The organism is Mitsuokella sp. oral taxon 131 str. W9106 (assembly GCF_000469545.1).
GTDB lineage: Bacteria > Bacillota > Negativicutes > Selenomonadales > Selenomonadaceae > AWVT01.
Genome location: NZ_KI273061.1, coordinates 1 through 19,764, shown reverse-complemented (window position 1 = coordinate 19,764; position 19,764 = coordinate 1). Strand labels below are relative to the sequence as shown.

The window sequence follows — 19,764 nt, the reverse complement described above, 5'->3', positions numbered from 1 at the left end:
TGGACGGCCTAGCCCGCAGCCAAGGCATCGAGTGGAACATCTTCGGCCGCGTTGCGCCACGGCTCAATAGCACGGGCGGATTTATGATCCTCGACACAGGTATGACAGAAAAGCTCCCGCAAAACGCGAGAGCTTTTCCTTTATTTGTTTTTGCGCACTCCGCGCCCATCGAAGACGGGGACGAATTTCGCGTCGGCGGTGCGGCCTTCCTGCACATAGCAGCGCGTGATGCCGAGATCCTGCGCATGGCGGACGACGCTCTCGTACTCGAAGGTCGTGAGGCGGCGGTTGATTTCCTTATGCGCGCCTGCCTTGTAGAGCGGGGTGTACTGGTTCATGAGGGCAATTTGAACCGCATCGCCGAACGTGTGATAGAGCCAATCGAGGAGCTTCATGCTCTCGTGGCGGTGTCCGGGCAGCACGAGGTGACGCACGAGGACGCCGCGCAGGAGCTGTCCGTCCGCAGAGAATGCGACGGCGCCGACCTGCTCGACCATGCGGCAAATCGCGCGGCTTGCCACCTTGAAGTAGTCCGCCGCCCGCGAGTAGGCGCGGGCGCTTTTTTCATCCCCGTACTTGAGGTCAGGAAGGTATATAGCGACGTGCCCAGCGAGCGCTTCGAGAGTCTCCGTGCGCTCGTATCCGCTCGTATTGTAGACGACGGGCAGAGAAAATCCCATTGCCTTTGCGATGGCGAGCGCATGGAGGATCTGCACGGCGTAGTGCGTGGGCGTCACGAGGTCGAGCGTGGCCGCGCCGCGCTCCTGCTGCTCCAAGAAAATTTCGGCAAGGCGTTCGTCCGTGACGGTCTCGCCCTTGCCGCCGTGCGAGATCTCGTGGTTCTGGCAGTAGCAGCAGCGCAGGTTGCAGTGCGAGAAAAAGACCGTGCCCGCGCCTTTCCCGTCCGCGCCGATGAGGCAAGGCTCTTCCCACTTGTGGAGCGAGACGAGTGCGACGCGCGCCCGCTCTCCTGCGCCGCAGCAGCCGCGCGCAGCACGCCGGTCAATGCCGCAGAGGCGCGGGCACAGGTTGCACGCCGTAAGGCTCAGCATGTCAGCGCCCCTTTTCTTCTAAGATTCGGTCGTCCAGGATATTCCCGTACTTCGCCCGCCACCACGAGATGCTCCGCACGGCATCCATGTAGTCCTGCAGCGCGGCATCGTCGATAGCAGGCGGCTCACCGCCTGTAAGGCTTTCGGGCACGAGCGGCGCGGTGTCCGCCTTGCCGATCGCATGGCGCGTGATCCAAAAGCCGTAGTTGACCCCCTGCGTGTTTTGGGTAAGGCTCGTGCCGATCGCGCTATAGGCGAAGCCCTTCGGCGCGATGAGTTCGAAAAGCGTCGGCAGGATGTCGATCTGGCTGCCCGCGCTTTCAGCAGAGAGCACGCCTTTTCGAATGCCCGCGCCCGTCACGATGAACGGGATGCCGTAGCGCTCGTACAGGAGCGGCGTCTTGTCGATGTTGTAGCGGTCGCCGTGGTCGCCGACGATGACGAGGAGCGCCGTCGGATCTTTTTCGCGCACGGCATGAACGAATTTCGTAAGCTCGCGGTCGGCGTACCAGTAGTGGCCGAGCTCTTTCACGAGCCAGTCGTCTTTCTGCGCCTCAGCGGGAAGCGCGGCGCGCACGGCCGCTGCGTCAAATCCCTTTGCCTGAAGGTCGAGGTCATAGGGCGAATGGTTCGAGGCATTCAGGACAACGTTGAAGCTCGGCTCGTCCGTCAGCCCCGCGAGCACCTTTTCGTAGAGCACTTCGTCCTCGCAGCCCCAAACGCTTCCCGGCACGTCGCCGAAGTCGCCGCGGCTGTAGAAGTGCGCAAAGCCCTGTGCCTGCGTGAATGCGCCGATGCGCTCCCACGTCGCCGGTCCTGCATACCAAAAATTGGTCTCGTAGCCGAGCCGCTCCATCTGCGGCGCAGAAGCCGTCGGATACGGCGCGGCAAACGCCTCGGGCATCGTCGTGAGGTAGAGATTCGCATCGGCGAAGCCCGTCACGACGCCTGTGACAGCGGATACGGTGCTCGCGCCATTCGGCAGGAAGGTCGGGCAGTAGTCGGTGTCCTCTTCCGCGATGAGCGAGCGAAGGCCGCTCGCTATCGGAATGTTTTTGTACTTGTCGAGCAGCGGCCAGTTCGCAAGGCTCTCCGAGAGCACGACGATGACGTGGCGCGGTTTTTCGAGCCGTGCGCCCTCCGCCGTACGCATGAGATAGTCGTCGAGATCGTCGCTCGTCGGCTCTCGGTGCGCGAGCCGTGCAGCGAGCAGCCGGATGTCGTCCGCCGTAAAATCGAGCCCATTGCAGGCAAGCATGCGGCGGTTGAGTTCACGGGCACGGTAAATCGCCTGCGCGTTGTCAAGAATGGCCTCATTGAGGAACGCGTCGCGCGTCACGCCCGCGTTTTCCCAATTTACCGCAGTTTCCCAGCCGAGGCTTCCGCCGAATACGGCGAGGAGCCCCGCGAGGCAGAGCAGCACGAGAAACGCCATCCGGCCAAGAAAGCGGACAGGTGCCGAAAAGCTGCGCGCCGAAAAGACGCACTCGAAGAAGTTCCAATCAAAGAGTGCGCGCAGAACGCGCCACAGCATGCAGGCGAGCAAGAGCGCGCCCGCGAGCCGCACGGGCAGCGCGTGCTCGGACACCATCGTCCAAAAGAGCGCACCGATATCGTCATGCGCGCCCGTGAAGAGCATCTGATTGAAATTCGCGTGGAACTGGCGGTAGAACGGAAAGCTCGCGACGTAGAGCACGGAAAGCACGGCGAGCAGCACGCCGTTTATCGCGAGAAAGACGCGCCGCGCCATCTGCGCGTGCGCCGCGAGCACGAGGTACGGCAGGAAGGAACAGACGGCGAGCGCGCCTGCCGTCTGCATGCTGAGTCTCGTGCCACGAAGGAGCGCCGCGATGACGTCCGCAGTGCCCGTGCCGGGCGCCATGTACGCATGCAGCCACGCGATAAAGAAGAGGCGGAAAAGGGAAAGGACTGCGAGGTAAAAGACGCATACCTTCAGTCCCTTTAGAAATGCCCTATAGAAATGTCCCCAATTCGCCCATGAAAGGCGGTGGATCATGGGACAAGGATCTCCACGCCGTAGGAGTCCGCCGCCGCGCGGATGTCCGCCGGAGGCTCAGAGTCCGTGATGAGGCCGGAGAGCGTGTCAAGCGTCGTATAGTTGTAGTTGCCGTCCGAGCTGAGCTTGCGCGCCTCGGCAACGACGTACGCCTTTTTGCTGTGGCGGATGATCGCCGCCTTGTTGATGCCGTCGTCGATGTCGTACGTCGAGACGCTGTTCTCCTTGACGTCGACCCCGACCGCGCCGACGAATGCGATGTCGGGCTTGAGCTTCGAGATGAAGTCGAGCGTCATGCCGCCCCAGAAGCCGTCGCGGCTCTTGTTGATCTTGCCGCCCGCAAAGACGACGTGGATCTTCGGGTTGCGCGAGAGCACGACGAGGATATCGATCATGTTCGTGACGACCGTGACGTCGAAATCCATGGTCACGAGCAGCTCCGCAATCGCAAGGTTGCTCGTCGAGATGTCGAGAAATACCATGTCTTTCTCGTGGATGAGCTTGGTCGCCGCACGCGCGATGTGCTGCTTCGCCTCGATGTCCGTATGGCGATGCTTGCTGACCTCGACCATGTGGCGGTTCTCGCGCAGGCGAACCGCGCCGCCGTAGGTGCGCTTGAGCTTGCCCTTCTTTTCCAGTGCGCCGAGATCCTTGCGAATGCAGTCTTCCGTTACCTTGAACTTCTCGCTGAGCTCGCGTACTTTGACCTTGCCGTCGCGCGCGAGCATGGACAGGATGATGTCCTGCCGTTCTTCCAAAAACATTTCCGTCCTCCTAATCAAACGAGACTTATGGGATACAACACGGAAACGGATCAATCGTTTCCTATTGTTGTATAATTATTGTACTAAATGAATGAATTTTTTTCAAGGTGTAACAAAAGAAAATATTTCATGATCCGCACCAAAATCATCCGCACCAAAATCGTATCCAAAGAAATCCGAAACAGCATAAAAAAAGGGGCTGTGGACAAAATGCGAAAGCATTTTGCCGCAGCCCCGAATGGTTTGATTCCTTACTCCGCCGTAAAGGGCAGGAGTGCGATATTGCGGGCGCGCTTGATTGCGAGCGTCACCTGACGCTGATGCTTGGCGCAGTTGCCCGAAATACGGCGCGGCAGGATCTTGCCGCGCTCCGTAATGAAGCGGCGCAGCTTTGCCACGTCCTTGTAGTCGATCGCTTCGACCTTGTCCACGCAGAACGAGCAGACCTTTCTGCGCGGTCTTCTGCTTCTGTCACGTCTCATCAAGATAGTTCCCTCCTTGCTTAGAACGGGATTTCCTCATCCGCGATGGTTGGTCCAAAACCGCCGCCCGCAGGCTTTGCTGCAGGTGCGGCTCCGCCCGAACTCGACGGAGCGGGAGCGGTATAGCCGCCCTCATGCGCGGCGTTCTTCGAGTCGAGGAACTCGATGTCGTCGGCGATGACTTCCGTCACATAGCGCTTCGAGCCGTCCTGTGCGTCATAGGAACGCACCTGCATGCTGCCCTCGACGCCGATGCGGCGGCCTTTGACCAAATTGTTGCCACAGATCTCTGCCAGCTTGCGCCATGCGACGATGGGGATGAAATCCGCCGTCGGGCGTCCGTCATTCGCATCGCGCTTTGCAAAGCGGCGGTCGACGGCAAGCGTAAACGTGGCGACAGCCGTCCCGGACTGGGTATAGCGTACCTCTGGGTCGCGCGTCAGGCGCCCCACCAAGATGACCTTGTTCATGGCATCCTCCCTGACACCCTAAGGGTGTGCTTCTCGTTCCTTTCATTTTCGGTTTTAGGGAATGGCTTCCCTCACGTTTCGTCTTCGCGGACGATCATGTGCTTCAAGAGCTCGTCCGTGATCTTCATGACGCGGTCGCACTCGGCAACGCATGCCGGCTCGCACGTCACGTTGAACAGGCAGTAATAGCCCTCCGTGCAGTCCTTGATCTCATAGGCAAGACGCTTCTTGCCCCAGCGGTCTTCCTTGTCGATCGTGCCGCCGTTTGCCGCAATCAGCTTCGAGAACTTCTCAATGACGGCGTTCGTGGCCTCTTCCTCAAGCGGCTTCACGATAAATATGACTTCGTACTTCCTCACGAAATCACCTCCCTCTTTGGTCTTTGGCCCTTCCCGCAGAAAGGGCAGAGTCAATCCTTCGCCATAAGGCGACTACGTCAGTATACCACGAAAAAAAGCGGCATGCAAGAAAATCGAAGCACGGTCAAAACAGGAGTTTGTAGGGTTACAATACATGTGTGACAAAATAATCATGAAAAGATACACCCCTGCACGCCGCGGCACAACGGCAAGCTCCCGTACGCGCCTACCGCTCGCACCGAAAGGACAACGAGGCGTTTGATGCGAGCCACAAGTTCGATTCCTTTGCGGAATTCAGGAAGCGGCTGGCTCGGCGCAATCGAATCTGCAATGCATTCCCGATGCGTCCACTGGGCTGGGATTCACCAAACGAATGTTTGAAAAAGCATTTGGCTCAGTGCAACATAGGATTGACAAACCTACAGACCATACGGGAAACTACAGCAAAGAGAGCAGCCCTCCACCCTCCAACACGGATGGGCTGCTCTCTTTGCGAAAATTCCCGTCAATGGCTGCGGAAAAATGCGATGTATTTCTTGACCGTCTCCTTGACAAAATCGACTTGATGGAGCGACAGCACTGAAAAATGCGGTTTCTCCTTTGCGAGCAGCGCAGCGCTCCGCGCAACCGCGTCGCTTGAGATTTCCGTATTGACGTTGATTTTCGCAATGCCGTTTGCAATGCACTGCAGGATATCCTCCTTAGGCGTCCCCGAGCCGCCATGCAAGACGAGCGGAATGCCGAGTGCCTGATCGATTTCCTTCAGAATATCGACGCGGATATTGGGCTTTCCCTTATAAAGCCCGTGCACGGTCCCAATAGAAACGGCGAGCGCATCGACGTCCGTTGCGCTGACGAACTTCTTTGCCGCCTTCGGATCGGTATACTTCTCTACGTCAGTTGCCTCACCCTCATGCGACTCCCTGCCTGCCGCGAGACTTCCGAGTTCCGCCTCTACCGACACGCCGCAGGCGTGCGCAACGCGGCAGACCGCACGCGTATTGGCAAGATTTTCCTCGAAGGGGAGTGCCGAGCCATCGTACATGACCGAGCCAAATCCCGCTTGAATTGCGCGGAAGATGACCTCCATATCTTTACTATGATCCAGATGGAGGCATATCGGAATGTCCAGCGGCTCAGCGAGCGAATGGACGAGCGCACTGGCCGTCTCCAAGGACATATTCGCCAAATATTTCGCACCAAAGGCAGCAATGATTGGCGTTCCCGTCTCCACCCCAGCCTCAATACTTCCCCGGAACGTCTCATAATTGTACGAGTTAAACGAGCCGACCGCATACTTTTTCTCGTAAGCGGGTATGAGTATCGTCTTCAGATTCGTCATCATGTTCGGTCACGACCCTTCCTTATATCACTGCCTGTCACTGCCTGGGAACATCTTTCAAACATGCAGCAAAATCCTCAAGCCCGTAGATTGCATTTCCTCCTGATTCCCCCTGATTGCCAGTGCCGCAGCATTTCATTTTACAAATTTCGGATAAACTTCCGCCTTATCGAGCGTGTCATAAAGATACTCGCGTCGCTCCTGAATCCGCCGATACGCAATATGATTTTCTGCGTTTGGCTTGCAGACGGAACCCTCCTCCCCGACAAGCTTGCGAAATGCCTCTGTATAGCTGTCAAAGATACCAAGCGTCACGCCAGCCGACATCGCCGCCCCGAGCGAAGTTGCCTCGCTGTTTCGGTACTGCACGACAGGCTTGTAGCAGACGTCCGACTGAATCTGATTAAAGAGCTTCGCCCGCGTCATCCCGCCCGCCACGCTGATCTCTTCAATCTCGCCCGAGATCGACTCAATGAGCGCGATATTCTCTGCAATCTCAAGCGCGATTCCCTCGAAGATGGAGCGCGCCATATCGCCGCGCGTCGTGCCAAGCGAGAGGTTGAAGAACATCCCTTTGGCACGCGGATTCCAGAACGGAGCGGCACTGCCCTCGAAGTGCGGCATCAGGAGGACACCATTCGCTCCGACCGCCGAGTTTGCCGCCTCCTCGTTAAGCTTCTCATACGTCGCCTGCTTGCCTTGGTAGAACTGTTCCTTGTACCAGCGATAGATCGCACCCGTATTGAATATCCCCGCCTCGACAATCCACTTGCCGGGCATCGCCGACGCGCTGCAGAGCACACGGCACTTGCGGTCGAAGACGGGCTTTCCCGAAAAGGCAATGACGAACGAGCCCGTCCCCGTATTCGCCTCCGCGTAGCCCGGCTTCAGAATATGGAGCGCAAGCGCCGCATTCTGCTGGTCGCCGCCCGCCATGATGACGGGGATATTCTCCGGCATCCCCGTCCTCGACGCAACATCCGCGTGGAGACTTCCTGCGATCGAGCCAGGCGGCTGCAGTTCGGGAAGCAGGTCCCCGTCGATCTTCGAGCCTGCGAGCATATCCGTGCTCCATTTGAACGTCTTGATATTCATGAGCATCGTGCGCGCGGCCTGCGACCAATCCGTCTTGAACTCGCCCGTCAGGAGGTAAATGACGTAGTCCTGAACGCCGAGGAACTTATACGTTTTGGCATACACATCCGGCATCTCGCTTTTCACCCACATCATTTTGGGCAGGGAGAAATACGGATTCGCTCGGAGTCCCGTCTTGCGATAGATGACCTGCATGGACATATCCTCCGCAAGATCATTGCTGATGAGCTCGCTTCGCTTGTCCTGCCATGTGATCGCACGGTAAAGCGGATTGCCCGCGCGGTCAACGGGAATGACCGACGCGCGCTGCGAGGTCACAGAAATGGCCGCTGGATGAATCCCTTTTTCCTTTAGAAACGCCCCCATTTCCTGCAAGGTGTGCAGGAGTCCCTTCTGCCAATCCTCCGTCTCCTGTTCCACATAGCCACGCGGCAGATAGGTTGCATGGTACTCATACGTCGAGATGAACAGCGATTTCCCCTCCATGTCGTAGAGAATCGCTCGCATGCTCATTGTCCCAATATCAATCGTAACGATAGGTTCCATTTTCTTCTCTCCTGCTTTGCTTACAGCAGCCCAGGCAGGCTGTTCGTGAACATACTGAGGATCAAAATGACGACGAGCGCCGTCACGCCGGAAATCGTTCCACCGACCGTCCAGACGCGCATCGTACCCGGCACGTCAAACTTGCCAAAACGGTTGATCACCCAGAACCCCGAATCATTCGGCAGCGAAAGCCCAATGCCGCCTGCGCAGATGGCAAGCGAGGCGAGGATCGCCGACACACCGGACAGGCTCGCGAGCACAGGAGCAAATATCGCAGAGGTCGTAACGAGTGCAACCGTTGTAGAGCCCTGTGCGGCACGGAGCACCTGACTGATAACAAAACAGGCAATCAAAATCGCGACGCCCGTGCCATCCGTCAGTCCCGTCATGCCCTCGACAAGCTGCTTGCCGATCCCCGTCTCATTAATGATCTTGCCAAAGGCGCCGCCCGCGCCCGTGATCGCAAGGATAATCCCCGACTGCGTGCAGGCTTCGTTGACTAAGTCATGGAAGGGCTGCCTGCAGATAGGGGCGCAGGCAGAAGAATGCCATGAAAAGGCCCAAAAGAAGCGCGATGTTCTTGTCGCCGATGAAGTTGAAGAAAATATATGCGGCCGTTCCCTTCTCAAAAACCATGCCCGCGACCGTGCCGAGCAAGATAATGAAAATCGGGAAGAAGATGAGGAATATGCCGAGGCTTCCAGAAGGCAGATTCCTTGCCTCCACCGTAGCACCAACCGGTGCTTCGCCCCCTTCCATCTCCTCTTCAAATGCGTTTGCGAAATCCTCCCGGTACGCATCCTGCGTCCCAAGATACTTCCCATAGAGCACGCCGCCGACCATGACGGCGGGCAAGCTCACGATAATCGCGTAGAGCAGGAACCAGCCAATATTGACCCCCATCGTCGCCGCGACGGCGATCGGTCCCGGCGTCGGGATGACCATCGCGTGTGTCGTGATAAGGCCGACCGCGAGCGCCGTCACCAGCGTCGCAAACGGGATCCTGCCCTGCCGCGAGAGCGTCTTGACGAGATTGACTAAAATGACAAAAGCCGCGTCAAAGAACACGGGAATCGAAACAATATAGCCCGTCAGTGCAATTGCCGTCGGTGCGTTCTGCGTCCCCGTCGCACGCAGCAAAAGCGCCGCAATCTGGCTCGTGCAGCCCGATACGTGAAGCAGCGTGCCGAGCGCGACCCCGAGAATAATGATGATGCCGATCCCCTGCATCGTACCGCCAAAGCCCGCCGCCATCATCGCCGCCGTCTTATTGAGCGGCATTCCTGCGAGGATGCCCATGAGGAGGCCGCCAACCAAAAGCGCAAGAAACGGGTGCAGCTTGAACCGAATGATAGAAACGAGAACAAACAAAAGAGCGACCATGAATATCGCAAGCAAGATACCCAGGCTCATGGCAATTCCCTCCTTGCCTTTTCCTCTATGTCACATAACCCATAATGCAGAATACATCTGTAAAAATCATTCTCCTTTCCCTTTTCCAATGCATCTCCTTTGACTTTTGCCGATTCCATATATTCCGCATGCGTTTCCATTGTTATCCTCTTGCCTTCTCCAGCCATGCCTTGAACGCAGGCTGCTCGATAACTTCGGGGTTGACGATAAAGCGCGCCTTGCCGCCATGGAGGAACGTCGCGACATCCTGCGCCAAAAGATACGGCGAGTTGTGGAGCGCGTCTGCCGTCGTGCCGGCAATATGCGTCGTAAGGGTCACGTTGTCAAGCTTCAGATACTCGCTCGTTTCTTCGATTGGCTCCGTCGTGAACACGTCGAGCGCCGCACCCATGATTTTCTTGTCACGGAGTGCCGCAATGAGCGCATCTTGGTCAATGAGTCCCGCGCGCCCCGTGTTGATGAAGTACGCCGTCGGCTTCATAAGCCCAATCTCGTGTGCGCCAATCATCTTCCGATTTGCCTCGGTCAGGCGAGCATGTATCGTGACGAAGTCACTCGTCTTCATCAGCGCATCGAGCTCCACCTTGCGGCAGCCGTTCTTCTCGATTTCCTCGGCAGGCGTGTACGGATCATAGACCTGCACATCCACCTCGAAGCCAAAGAGCTTCTTTGCGACCAAGTGTCCGATGAATCCATAGCCCACGATGCCAATCATCTTGCCGCCGAGCTCCGGGACGTAGTCGCTGTTGACGAACGTCTTGCGCCACGTTCCCGTCTTGATGGCGTGAAACGCGCGTGCGATATTGCGGCACTCCGCGAGCATCATGCCGATGGCAAAGTCCGAAACAGCGTGCGCGTTGCGCCCCTTGACATGAAATACTAAAATGCCACGCTTCGTCGCTTCCTCGACATTGACATTCTCCAGACCAGCGCGCGACACCCCGACGATGCGAAGGTTCGGCATCGCGTCCATGACCTTGCTCGACACGGGGACGAAAAGCCCCATGAGCACGTCCGCATCCTTGCCTTCCTTTTGGATGAGCTCGTCGACCGTCTCAATCTCGGGACCGCGCTTTTCGACTTCCAACCGCCGATACTGCAGCTTGTCCCAGTCACTTTCCCACTCGCCCACGCAGATGTCTGAGCCGTACCTTGCCATGTGCTTCTTCCATGCGCCCTCAAACCCCTTGCCGTGGATCATCGCGTCGCCCAGTAAGATCGCCTTCATGATGTCATCCTCCTTATATAGTTGCAATTAAACTACTATGCTATATTATATAACAGTAATTTTGCTACTGTTATATAGTATAGCAACCTTTACAAAAATGTCAATTGAAATCTTTTGCGCATAGGAAAACGCCCCGCATGGCAGTCCGTGCAGGGCGTTTCCTCGTTTTTCAGGTTTTGTTCTTGGCCACGGCCATTCGCGTTTTATATATCTGGGGGAAGATGGATTTCCCGAGCCGCGTAACAATCGAGACGTAGAGAATGTCCACGATAACGAGTTGGATGATGCGCGAGGTCATCGCGTCAGATCGATAGCGCGTTTCAAGCGACGAGCTGCAGAGCACATAGTCGGACGCATGGGAAAGCGTCGATTTCGAGTAGCTGGTAATCGCCCCGACCGCACAGTGGTTCTCCCGCGCGAGGTGCGTGCCGTCGAGCACCTCGCGGCTCTCGCCCGAATGCGACACCACAATGAGAAAATCCTTTTCGGTCAGATTCGAGGCCAGGATGTTGATGAGGTGCGGGTCATTTTCCTGCACCGCAGAAACGCCGAGCTTGATGAGCTTATGGAAAAGGTCCAAGGCAACCGCCGCCGATGCCCCGACACCGATGATGAGGACGCGCTGTGCGCCCAGGATGCGATCCACGAAGCCGTGCAGGCTGTCCGCATCAATGACGGCGAGACTGTCCTTCAGGGAGGCCATCGTAGCCGTGATGATCTTCTGCATGATCTGCCCTTCCGTATCACCCGCCTTGACATCCTCGGAAATCGTATGGTTATGCTCCTTGGAAAGATCGCGCGTCAGGCTGATGCGAAACAGTTGGTACGACTTGAAATGGATCTTGTGCAGGAAACGCAGGACCGTCGTCTCGCTCACATGGCAGGCCTCAGCAATCTCGCTCAGCGTGTGCATCATCACGTCCTCTGCATGGTTCAGGACATAGTCTGCAACCTCCTTCTGCGAAGAGGAAAACGTATTGTATTTCACGCGAATCAAGGATAGTACACGATCCTCCACGGCAATCCCTACTTTCCTGCGCCCTAAGTGGGTGCGATATAGCATCATTCCCTATATCGCTATTTTCTCACATTCGGCAGAAAATGCAAGGGGCGCGAAACCATGGTATAATGAAAGAATCAACCTGGACAGGAGGATCGCTTCATGCCTACCATGCTCAAACGCATCATCATCACATTCGGTTTTCTCTGCATCCTCATCGGCATTTTCGGCATATCGTACACATGGCGCGTCGATCACCGCACGGCGGACAGCCTCTCCGCCTACGCGCGCATCGACTTCCAAAGCTCCTACACGAGCGCCGGAAAACTGGAAGGAGCCGTCCTCTCCCTCTGGGACTACCGCTTTGACGGCGCGAAAATGGAGCCGCAGGCCGTGCTCTACACAGACGGCGACGCATGGGAAATGAAAGCAGCCACGCGCCAATCGCCGCCGCCCGGCGATGCTCCAGGCAACCGGTACAAGAACGAGAACAAGCTCTTCGTCGAGCTTCCGCGATCGAGCCTGCCCGCCATCAAAAAAGCGGAAACCGTCCGGTTCCGCTTCTACTACGATAATGGGCAGACCATCGACCTGCCGCTCAATGAAGCCGATCTCGCCTACTGGCAGCGCGAGCTCAGCAAGGGGCGCAGCTGAAGCTCTGCGTCAGCCGATGTAGCTGCGCGGCACGCGCGGCGAGACGAGGCACGTCACCTCGTAGTTGATCGTACCGAGCCACGATGCCGCCTCGTCTGCCGAGATGCCCGCACCGCCGAAGAGGACGGCCGTGCTTTCCTCCTTTACCTCTGGGAGATCGGTCACATCGACCATCACCTGATCCATGCAGATGCGGCCCGTGATCGGCGCGCGCTTCCCATCGAACGATACGGCGCCCGCTCTGCCGTAGGCGCGGATATAGCCGTCGGCGTAGCCGATGGGAAGTGTCGCAATGCGGCTCCTGCGCTTCGCTTTGAACGCGCGTCCGTAGCCGATGCTCTCGCCCGCTTCAACCGTCTTGACGAAGACGACCTTCGCACAAAGCTTCATGACGGGACGAAGGTCGACCGGATGCGTGACCTCCCCGCTCGGCCAAAGCCCGTACTGGATGATGCCCGCGCGCACCATATCGAAATGCGCTTCGGGCATTTCGAGGATCGCCGCCGACTCCGCGATATGGCGGATGGCAGGATGGACGCCTGCCGCTTCGACGGCATCGAGCGCGGCGCAAAAGCGGGCGAGCTGCTCCTTCGCAAATGTCTTGTCCTTCGCGTCCGCCGTCGCGAAATGCGAGAACACGCCCTCGATCTCGACATTCGGCAGCTTCGCGATGGCAGCGGCGAGTGCGCCTGCCTCCTCCGGGCGGACGCCGATGCGCCCCATGCCCGTCTCGACGCCCAGATGCACCTTCACCGTCCTGCCCTGCCGCACCGCTTCGCGCGACAACGCCTCGGCAAGCGGCAGCTCGCAGACGACCTGCGTGACCGCCATATCGACGATGTCCCGCGCGCTCTCTTGCAGCACGAGTCCCAAGAGAAGGATCGGCACGGTAAATCCCGCACGGCGCAGCTCTGCCGCCTCGCCGAGCGTCGCGACGGCGAGATACGAGGCGCCTGCCGCAACGGCGACGCGTGCCGCAGGGATTGCCCCGTGCCCGTAGGCATCTGCCTTGACGACGGCGCAGAGCCGCGTCCCGCCCTTGATATGTGCCCGGATTGCTTCGTAATTATGGCGCAGGGCGCCGAGGTCGATCTCCGCCCAAGCCGCGCGATTTGGCATAAGAAACGCTCCCCCTAGAGAATCACCGATTTATTCTGCTACGATTCTACTATTTTACTCCGCTCCTCCCATCTTCGCAAGGAAAACTGCGCGACCATGAAGACAACCATGAACACCACCATGAAGACCATGAAATGGAAGCGAAACGATGGCTTCCTCATCGCTATCTTGCTCCTCCTCTCCTTTACGCCGCTCCTCTTCCTAGGCAAGGCGCCCGCAAGCACCTACGCCGTCGTCACCGTCGCCGGGAAAGAAGTGCGCCGCATTCCACTCGCCGGGCATCACGGCGTGGAAGAAATCCCCATTGAGACGCCAGACGGCACGAACACCATCCGCGTCGAGGACGAGACGATCTCCGTCACGGAGGCGGACTGCCCCGATAAAATCTGCGTCAAGACCGGCAAGGCACGAAACGCGGGCGACGTCATCGCCTGCGTCCCGCACAAGCTCCTCATCGAGGTCAAAGCACCATGAACACCATCGGCAAAAACCGCATGCAAAGGGAAAGCGCGACGCGGCGGCTCGTACGCGCTGCACTTCTCGTCGCACTCTCCCTCTCTCTCTTCCTGCTCGAGGGGCTGATCCCGCTCCCGTTTCTCGCACCGGGGGCAAAGCTCGGCATCGCAAACCTCGTGACGCTCATCGCCATCCTGACGATGCCAGCGCGAACGGCTGCGCTCATCGTCCTCACGCGCATTGCGCTCGCCTCCTTCTTCGGCGGCGGGCCGACCGTCTTCCTCTACAGCCTCGCAGGCGGCACCGTGAGCCTCCTCGGCATGCTTGCGCTCAAAAAAACACGTGCCTTTTCCCTCTTCGCCATCAGCGCGGCGGGCGGCTTCCTCCACAACGCCGCCCAGCTCGCCGTCGGCGCAGCCGCCGCAAGCACGCCAGCCCTCTTTTCCTACCTCCCCATCTTGGGACCATGCGGCATTTTGACCGGGCTTCTCCTCGCCGTCTGCGCCTCGCGCATCTTGGCTCGCCTGCCACATGCCCTCTTGCCCATGGGAGCAGGGGATCGGGCAAAGCAAAAGGGCATCGCATAAATGCGATGCCCCTCCTTATGAAGGTCTGCTTAGCTCAGAAGAAGAACTGCACGCGACCGAACACTTCGGATGCGTTGCTGCTATCTTGAAGCGCCTTGCCCTTGAAATACTTGAGATTCAAAACGGTGTTCTTCGCGACCGTGTAATTCGTGCCGAATTCCCAGCCCCTTGCGCCGGAGAGATCGCCGTTCATATAGGTCGGTGCGATCGCCGCATAATCCCCGAGGTAACGGTAAGCAGCGTATGCGCCCCACGTGCCGCGGTTTGCAGGCTCCGCGCCTTTATAATCGAGCTCAACGGTGCCCGCTTTGTCGTAGTGATCCGCTGCCGTATTGCGCGCGTAGCTTCCGCCGAGCGCGACGTTCTTGTCAAAGCGATACTTCATATTGCCCGTCCAAATGGTCGCCTTGCTCTCTGTTTCACCGTTCGTATTGTAGTCCCTTGCCACCTTGAACGCATCGCTTGAGAGATAGTGATAGCCTGCTCCCATGGAGAACTTGTCCTTCGTGTACTGAAGCCCAGCTGCGAACGCGTCCGCCTTATGGTCGGTGTTGCTCGCCTCGTTGACGAGATCATTCGTCAAGTTGTTCCTGCCGAGGTTCATGCGCCCGCCCTCGACCGTGAACTTGAGATCGTTGCCGACTGCGATTGCACCGCCCGAAAGCTGCGTATCAAAGAGATTGCCGTCGATCTGCTCAGGGAGCTTGCCGAGCTTGATGTTCCAGTTGCTATAGTCACCGTCCGCGTAGAGGCGCTTCAGCGAGACGTTCGACTCGCCGTCTTCCGACGCATTGGTCGTCGCATCGAGACGCGACCTGACGTGCCAATGGCTGTTGACCTCTGCGGACGGCTCAAGGCGGAACTTGAACTCATTGCTCGTGTTGTCCTGGCCGTCTGCCTTCTGCTTCGCATAGGTGTAGCGCATCTCGCCGTTCCACTTGACCATGTCGGCATTGCGTTCGAGGTTCGAAACGCGCACGCCGAGATTATTGAGCTCGTCGGCATACTCGGCAGCGAGCTTGTCGATCAGTGCCTTGTCAGCCGCCGATGCGCTGCTTTCCTTCGCCATCGCCTTTGCGACCATCTGCGCCATCTCGTAACGCGTGATCGTCTTATCGCCTTGGTATGTGCCGTCGCCGTAGCCCTCGATGACGCCGTCTGCCGCGAGCTGGGATACCGCATCGTATGCCCAGTGTCCCTGCGGCACATCCGAGAACGGGTTCGACGCCGCAAACGCCGTGGACGCTGCTCCTACTGCAAGTGCTGCCGTGAGTGCGGATACAAGAGTCTTTTTCATGGTAAATCTCCTCCATTCAAAACCAAAATGTTTTTGATTCCCTCGAATGGGAGCCGCCGTGGCGAGTATCCATGTTTCCTCTGCCTTTTCTTGGCTCCTTTCCCTCAGGACACCTTTAGTATAACAGTTGACTAGGTCAATTACAATTACAGGGATGTTATCTTTGCATGATGTTTTGCTTAAATAGTTTGCACTGGCAATTAATTAAGTGCAAAGTTTTTTTTGAGTCCCCCCCAAGAATGATCCACGCAAAAAAGGAGGGGCAGCGCCCCTCTCCTTATGCTATACTATTCTTGTCCATCCGCTCGCCGCACGACAGCGCGCACCATCTTCTCGAACTTCGGACGCGGCAGCATCACGAGATGCCCGCAGCCGAGGCATTTCAAGCGAAAATCCATGCCCGTGCGCAGGAGTTCCCACTCGTTCGCTCCGCATGGGTGCGGCTTTTTCATGCGGACGACGTCTCCGATCCTGTACGGAATCTTTTCCATGCCATTCCTCCTTCCTGCACAATATAATGAGGTGATCCTATGCGCGTTTCCCTGCTGCAAATGAACGTGGGCCTCGCGCGCGAAGCGGAAAATACCGCGACGCTCCTGCGCCTCGCCGAAGATGCCATGCGCAATAAAAGCGAGCATCCCGACGTGCTCGTGCTGCCCGAACTTTGGACGACGGGCTTCTACCCGCGCCCGATCAAAGCGCATGCCGACCCTAGCGGAGCGCGTGCCAGGCGCGTGCTTGCCGCGCTCTCCAGCCGCTTCGGCGTGAACGTCGTCGGCGGCTCAGTCGCTCGCCTAGAAGGCGGCAAGGCCTACAATACCTGCTATATCGCAGACCGAAGCGGCGCGATCATCGCATCCTACGACAAGTGCCACCTCTTCACGCCGAGCGGCGAAGACCACGATTTTACGGCAGGCGATCGGCTCGTGACGTTCGCGCTCGACGGCGTGTCATGCGCCGTCGCCATCTGCTACGATCTGCGCTTCCCCGCCCTCTTCTCCGCGCTTGCGCGCGCAGGAGCCGAAGTCCTCTTCCTTCCCGCCGCATGGCCGAAGGTGCGCCTCCCGCACTGGCGCGTGCTCCTGCGCGCCCGCGCGATCGAAAATCAGATTTTCGTCTGCGCCTGCAATGCGGCAAGCAAAGACAGGACGCTCGGCGGGCACTCCGTGCTCCTGGATCCGTGGGGCGAATCGCTCGGCGAGGCGGCAGGCACGGAAGCGATCGTCACGGCCGATCTGCCGCTCGCGCGCCGCCGCAGCGTCAAGGAAAAGCTCGACATCTTCGACGACTGGCGCGAAGCGCTCTACCAAAAGCCGCCGGTATCCTGCACGCCTTTGCGCAAGGAATCGTAAAATCCGCGCCTATCGTTCATTTTACCGAAAAACAGGCCTGACGGCAAATCCGCCAGGCCTGTGGTTCCATCGAAACGGTTCCGGTTAAATGCAATGCTTCCAGGCAAGCCCTGGTGAAGCAAACGGTAAAGCGCACGGCACGCCCCGCGCTTTACCTGAGGCGATGGCTGCCGCCCTCGCCCTGCGCCGCTGCAAGCGCCGCCTTGCGGTCGCGTGGGCGAACGTAGATCAGGTAGTACAGCACGCCGCAGAGAAGCGCCGCGATTCCCGTGCTGAAGTAGATGCCGGTGAATCCGAAGCTCGGCTTTGCGAAGCCGAGCAGATACGGGCCGACGCCGAGTCCGAGGTCGAGTGCGACGAAGTACGTCGAGACGGCGACGCCGATGCGGTGCGGCGGCGTGAGCTTGACGCAGATCGCCTGCCCATTGGACATGAATGTCCCGTAGCCAAGACCGACGAATACGCCTGCAAGCAGGAGCTGCCAGCTCTGCGTCGTGACGGAGAGGATCAAAAGACCGATCGCAAGGCAGACGAACGTCGGATACGTGACGAAATCCTCGCCGCGGCGATCAAAGAGAACGCCTGCGACCGGACGTGCGAGCGTGACGACGCCCGCGTAGACGGCGAAGAAGAGCGTGCCTGCCGCAAGGAGGTTGAGCTCCTGGCTGTACGTTGCGAGGAAGCCGAGGACGCCCGAGTAACAGACCCCAACGAAGAACGCGACGAGCGAAATGCCATAGACGCGCGGCTCGATGAAGTTGTCGATGGTGAACTTCTTGATTTCTGCGAGATGTTCCGCCGTGAGCTGAACTTCCTCGACGTGGAGAATGACGGAAGAGACACAGCAGATGATGAGTACCGCGACATTGAAGCCTATGATATAATGGAATGAAACGACCTGCTGCATCGCCATGCCGATGAGCGGGCCGATCGCAGCGGCAAGGCTCATGCTCAGCGCGTAGTAGTTGATGCCCTCGCCCTTGCGCGAAAGCGGGATGCAGCCCGCGATGATCGTGCTCGTCGCCGTCGAGGTGACGCCGTAGCCGATGCCGTTCAAAAAGCGGACAACGTACATGACGGAGAGGCTATTCACGAAAAGATAGAGGACCGTCGTAACGAGGTAAAAAACGAGCCCTGCATAGAGCATCTTCTTGCGGCCGAAAAGCTCGATCGAGCGGCCTGCCGTGAGACGCGCGAGCAGCGTGCCGAGGATAAAGATGCCGGCGGCAAGGCCCGCTTCGCTTAGCGATGCGTTCAGGCTGTGAATGGCCTCCGACGCAATGATGACGACGAGCATGTAGTAAACGATGTAGATGAGAAAATTGACCAGTGTGTCCAGGATAAAGTCCCGTGTCCATAACGGTTCTTTCGTTGCCATAAAATGATGATACCTTCCCTTTTCCATAAATAAATCTAATATTCCAGTTGTAACGACAGGCAAGATTATAACCATTTCCATCTACTTTGTATAATGGATAATTATAATATGACTTATCGCTTTTTTCGATAACAGAAAGGATTCGCATGGAACTGCCAAGCATCCAGCAGCTCACGTATCTCGTCGCGTATGCACGCACGGGGAATTTCACGCAGGCGGCACAGACGGCGAACATCGCGCAGTCGACACTCAGCGCGCAGATCCAGAAACTCGAAGAGACGGTCGGCGCGCGCCTCATCGAGCGCACGCGAAAGAGCAGCCACCTGACGCCCGCAGGCGTTCTCTTCGCCGAGCGGGCAGCGGAGATCCTAGGGCATCTCGCGGAAACTGTGGCGCTCGTGCAGGAACAAGCCGCTGCGCCCGTCGACCTGCACATCGGCGTGCTGCGCACGCTCGGCGATGTGCTCATGAACCGCCACGTCGCGCACTTTTCCGAAAAAAATCACGGACTGACCCTCTGCATCTACGACATGGAGGAAGAAGAGCTTCTCGCCAGCCTAAAGAACGAACACATCGACCTCGCCTCCGCCTACCTCCTGCGCCGCGAGGAGTTCGCGGGCTATGAGGTCGTGCCGTTCGCGCGGGACGAACTCATCTGCTACGCCCCGAACCTCCGCGCGGCGGACGCAGGAGCCGTATCGCGCGCCGAGCTCGCCAAGCTGCCGCTCATCGCCTATCCATCCAAATACTTCATCCAGGACACCGTCGCCGGCTACTTCTGCGCGGGTGGCGTGACGCCCACCGTCTGCGCCCGTCTCTCGACGCCGTACGCGATGATCCGCTATGCGGCGGCAGAGCGTGCCTGCGCGCTCCTGCCGCACCGCCTGCTCGCGGAGCTGGGCCGCACGGAATGCGCGTTCCCGCTCGACCCGCCGCTCTCGATCACGGCCGTGCTCATCTACAAGAAAAACGCGCCGAAGCGGCGCGCGATCCACACGTTCGTCGACTATATCTGCGGCTACTGGGCAGCGCAAGTCGAAGAGCAGCAATAGCCGCATAGAAAAAGCGCAGCAGCATGACAGCTGCTACGCGCAAGGCCGAACCAACTTTTTGGGTTCCCGGCGGGCGCAGTGACGCAAGGCGTCGCTGCGCC

General features: G+C 58.4%; 21 protein-coding genes. 5 read left to right on the top strand and 16 right to left on the bottom strand.

All coding sequences use genetic code 11. From position 1 onward, the window contains the following. Nucleotides 1–140: 140 nt before the first annotated feature. The 12 genes from HMPREF1985_RS07065 to HMPREF1985_RS07015 all read right to left on the bottom strand — a co-directional run bounded on the left by HMPREF1985_RS07065 (nt 141) and on the right by HMPREF1985_RS07015 (nt 11,765). Nucleotides 141–1,052: a radical SAM protein gene (locus tag HMPREF1985_RS07065; RefSeq protein ID WP_021771870.1), complete on the bottom strand. Its 912-nt coding sequence runs from the start codon at nt 1,050–1,052 to the stop codon at nt 141–143. A gap of 1 nt (nt 1,053) precedes the next feature. Next, complete coding sequence (locus HMPREF1985_RS07060; RefSeq protein WP_021771869.1) at nt 1,054–3,069, bottom strand: LTA synthase family protein; 2,016 nt, start codon at nt 3,067–3,069, stop codon at nt 1,054–1,056. Beyond that, nucleotides 3,066–3,833, bottom strand: a complete 768-nt coding sequence (locus tag HMPREF1985_RS07055) for a DeoR/GlpR family DNA-binding transcription regulator (RefSeq protein WP_021771868.1) — start codon at nt 3,831–3,833, stop codon at nt 3,066–3,068. Before HMPREF1985_RS07055 ends, HMPREF1985_RS07060 begins: the two co-directional genes overlap by 4 nt. Before the next feature lie 251 nt (nt 3,834–4,084). Then, entirely contained in the window at nt 4,085–4,315 is a 231-nt protein-coding gene (rpsR, locus tag HMPREF1985_RS07050) for a 30S ribosomal protein S18 (RefSeq protein WP_196805360.1), read from the bottom strand. 20 nt (nt 4,316–4,335) lie between these two features. Beyond that, complete coding sequence (locus HMPREF1985_RS07045; RefSeq protein ID WP_021771865.1) at nt 4,336–4,785, bottom strand: single-stranded DNA-binding protein; 450 nt, start codon at nt 4,783–4,785, stop codon at nt 4,336–4,338. Between the two features lie 71 nt (nt 4,786–4,856). Continuing rightward, nucleotides 4,857–5,144: a 30S ribosomal protein S6 gene (rpsF, locus tag HMPREF1985_RS07040; protein WP_040637380.1), complete on the bottom strand. Its 288-nt coding sequence runs from the start codon at nt 5,142–5,144 to the stop codon at nt 4,857–4,859. A gap of 505 nt (nt 5,145–5,649) precedes the next feature. Further along, entirely contained in the window at nt 5,650–6,489 is an 840-nt protein-coding gene (locus HMPREF1985_RS07035) for a class II fructose-bisphosphate aldolase (RefSeq protein WP_021771863.1), read from the bottom strand. 132 nt (nt 6,490–6,621) lie between these two features. Then, nucleotides 6,622–8,127, bottom strand: coding sequence for an FGGY-family carbohydrate kinase (locus HMPREF1985_RS07030; RefSeq protein ID WP_021771862.1), 1,506 nt, complete (start codon nt 8,125–8,127; stop codon nt 6,622–6,624). A gap of 20 nt (nt 8,128–8,147) precedes the next feature. Further along, the gene (locus HMPREF1985_RS11735) at nt 8,148–8,588 is read right to left on the bottom strand and encodes a GntP family permease (protein WP_255349303.1); all 441 of its coding nucleotides are present in this window, start codon (nt 8,586–8,588) and stop codon (nt 8,148–8,150) included. Between the two features lie 43 nt (nt 8,589–8,631). Beyond that, nucleotides 8,632–9,540, bottom strand: coding sequence for a GntP family permease (locus HMPREF1985_RS11730; protein WP_021771860.1), 909 nt, complete (start codon nt 9,538–9,540; stop codon nt 8,632–8,634). A gap of 142 nt (nt 9,541–9,682) precedes the next feature. Continuing rightward, nucleotides 9,683–10,768, bottom strand: coding sequence for a 2-hydroxyacid dehydrogenase (locus HMPREF1985_RS07020; protein ID WP_040637379.1), 1,086 nt, complete (start codon nt 10,766–10,768; stop codon nt 9,683–9,685). Nucleotides 10,769–10,937: 169 nt separating this feature from the next. After that, nucleotides 10,938–11,765 (bottom strand): MurR/RpiR family transcriptional regulator, encoded by an 828-nt coding sequence (locus tag HMPREF1985_RS07015; RefSeq protein ID WP_051349080.1) that lies wholly within the window; start codon nt 11,763–11,765, stop codon nt 10,938–10,940. Nucleotides 11,766–11,930: 165 nt separating this feature from the next. Between HMPREF1985_RS07015 and HMPREF1985_RS07010 the strand changes: the two genes are divergently transcribed. Next, on the top strand, nt 11,931–12,422 hold the full coding sequence (locus HMPREF1985_RS07010) for a hypothetical protein (protein ID WP_021771856.1): 492 nt from the start codon (nt 11,931–11,933) through the stop codon (nt 12,420–12,422). A gap of 9 nt (nt 12,423–12,431) precedes the next feature. Here HMPREF1985_RS07010 and alr read toward each other — a convergent pair whose 3' ends face one another. Then, entirely contained in the window at nt 12,432–13,541 is a 1,110-nt protein-coding gene (alr, locus tag HMPREF1985_RS07005; protein ID WP_021771855.1) for an alanine racemase, read from the bottom strand. Between the two features lie 96 nt (nt 13,542–13,637). Here alr and HMPREF1985_RS07000 point away from each other — a divergent pair, with 96 nt between their 5' ends. Both HMPREF1985_RS07000 and HMPREF1985_RS06995 read left to right on the top strand, forming a co-directional pair. Then, nucleotides 13,638–14,015 carry a NusG domain II-containing protein gene (locus HMPREF1985_RS07000; protein ID WP_021771854.1) on the top strand — a complete coding sequence of 126 codons (378 nt, stop codon included), beginning with the start codon at nt 13,638–13,640 and terminating at the stop codon, nt 14,013–14,015. After that, the gene (locus tag HMPREF1985_RS06995) at nt 14,012–14,584 is read left to right on the top strand and encodes a Gx transporter family protein (protein ID WP_021771853.1); all 573 of its coding nucleotides are present in this window, start codon (nt 14,012–14,014) and stop codon (nt 14,582–14,584) included. The genes HMPREF1985_RS07000 and HMPREF1985_RS06995 overlap by 4 nt, the downstream gene beginning before the upstream one ends. A gap of 34 nt (nt 14,585–14,618) precedes the next feature. Here HMPREF1985_RS06995 and HMPREF1985_RS06990 read toward each other — a convergent pair whose 3' ends face one another. Further along, a complete protein-coding gene (locus HMPREF1985_RS06990; protein WP_021771852.1) occupies nt 14,619–15,881 on the bottom strand; it encodes an S-layer homology domain-containing protein in 1,263 nt (420 codons plus the stop codon). Nucleotides 15,882–16,168: 287 nt separating this feature from the next. Continuing rightward, nucleotides 16,169–16,372, bottom strand: a complete 204-nt coding sequence (locus HMPREF1985_RS06985; protein ID WP_021771851.1) for a DUF951 domain-containing protein — start codon at nt 16,370–16,372, stop codon at nt 16,169–16,171. 39 nt (nt 16,373–16,411) lie between these two features. On the opposite strand from HMPREF1985_RS06985, the gene HMPREF1985_RS06980 reads away from it, so the two are divergent. Beyond that, nucleotides 16,412–17,233, top strand: coding sequence for a carbon-nitrogen family hydrolase (locus tag HMPREF1985_RS06980; RefSeq protein ID WP_021771850.1), 822 nt, complete (start codon nt 16,412–16,414; stop codon nt 17,231–17,233). Between the two features lie 151 nt (nt 17,234–17,384). On the opposite strand, the gene HMPREF1985_RS06975 is transcribed toward HMPREF1985_RS06980, so the two are convergent. Further along, complete coding sequence (locus tag HMPREF1985_RS06975; protein ID WP_040637377.1) at nt 17,385–18,611, bottom strand: MFS transporter; 1,227 nt, start codon at nt 18,609–18,611, stop codon at nt 17,385–17,387. Between the two features lie 146 nt (nt 18,612–18,757). Between HMPREF1985_RS06975 and HMPREF1985_RS06970 the strand changes: the two genes are divergently transcribed. Next, nucleotides 18,758–19,663 carry a LysR family transcriptional regulator gene (locus HMPREF1985_RS06970; protein ID WP_021771848.1) on the top strand — a complete coding sequence of 302 codons (906 nt, stop codon included), beginning with the start codon at nt 18,758–18,760 and terminating at the stop codon, nt 19,661–19,663. Nucleotides 19,664–19,764: the final 101 nt, after the last annotated feature.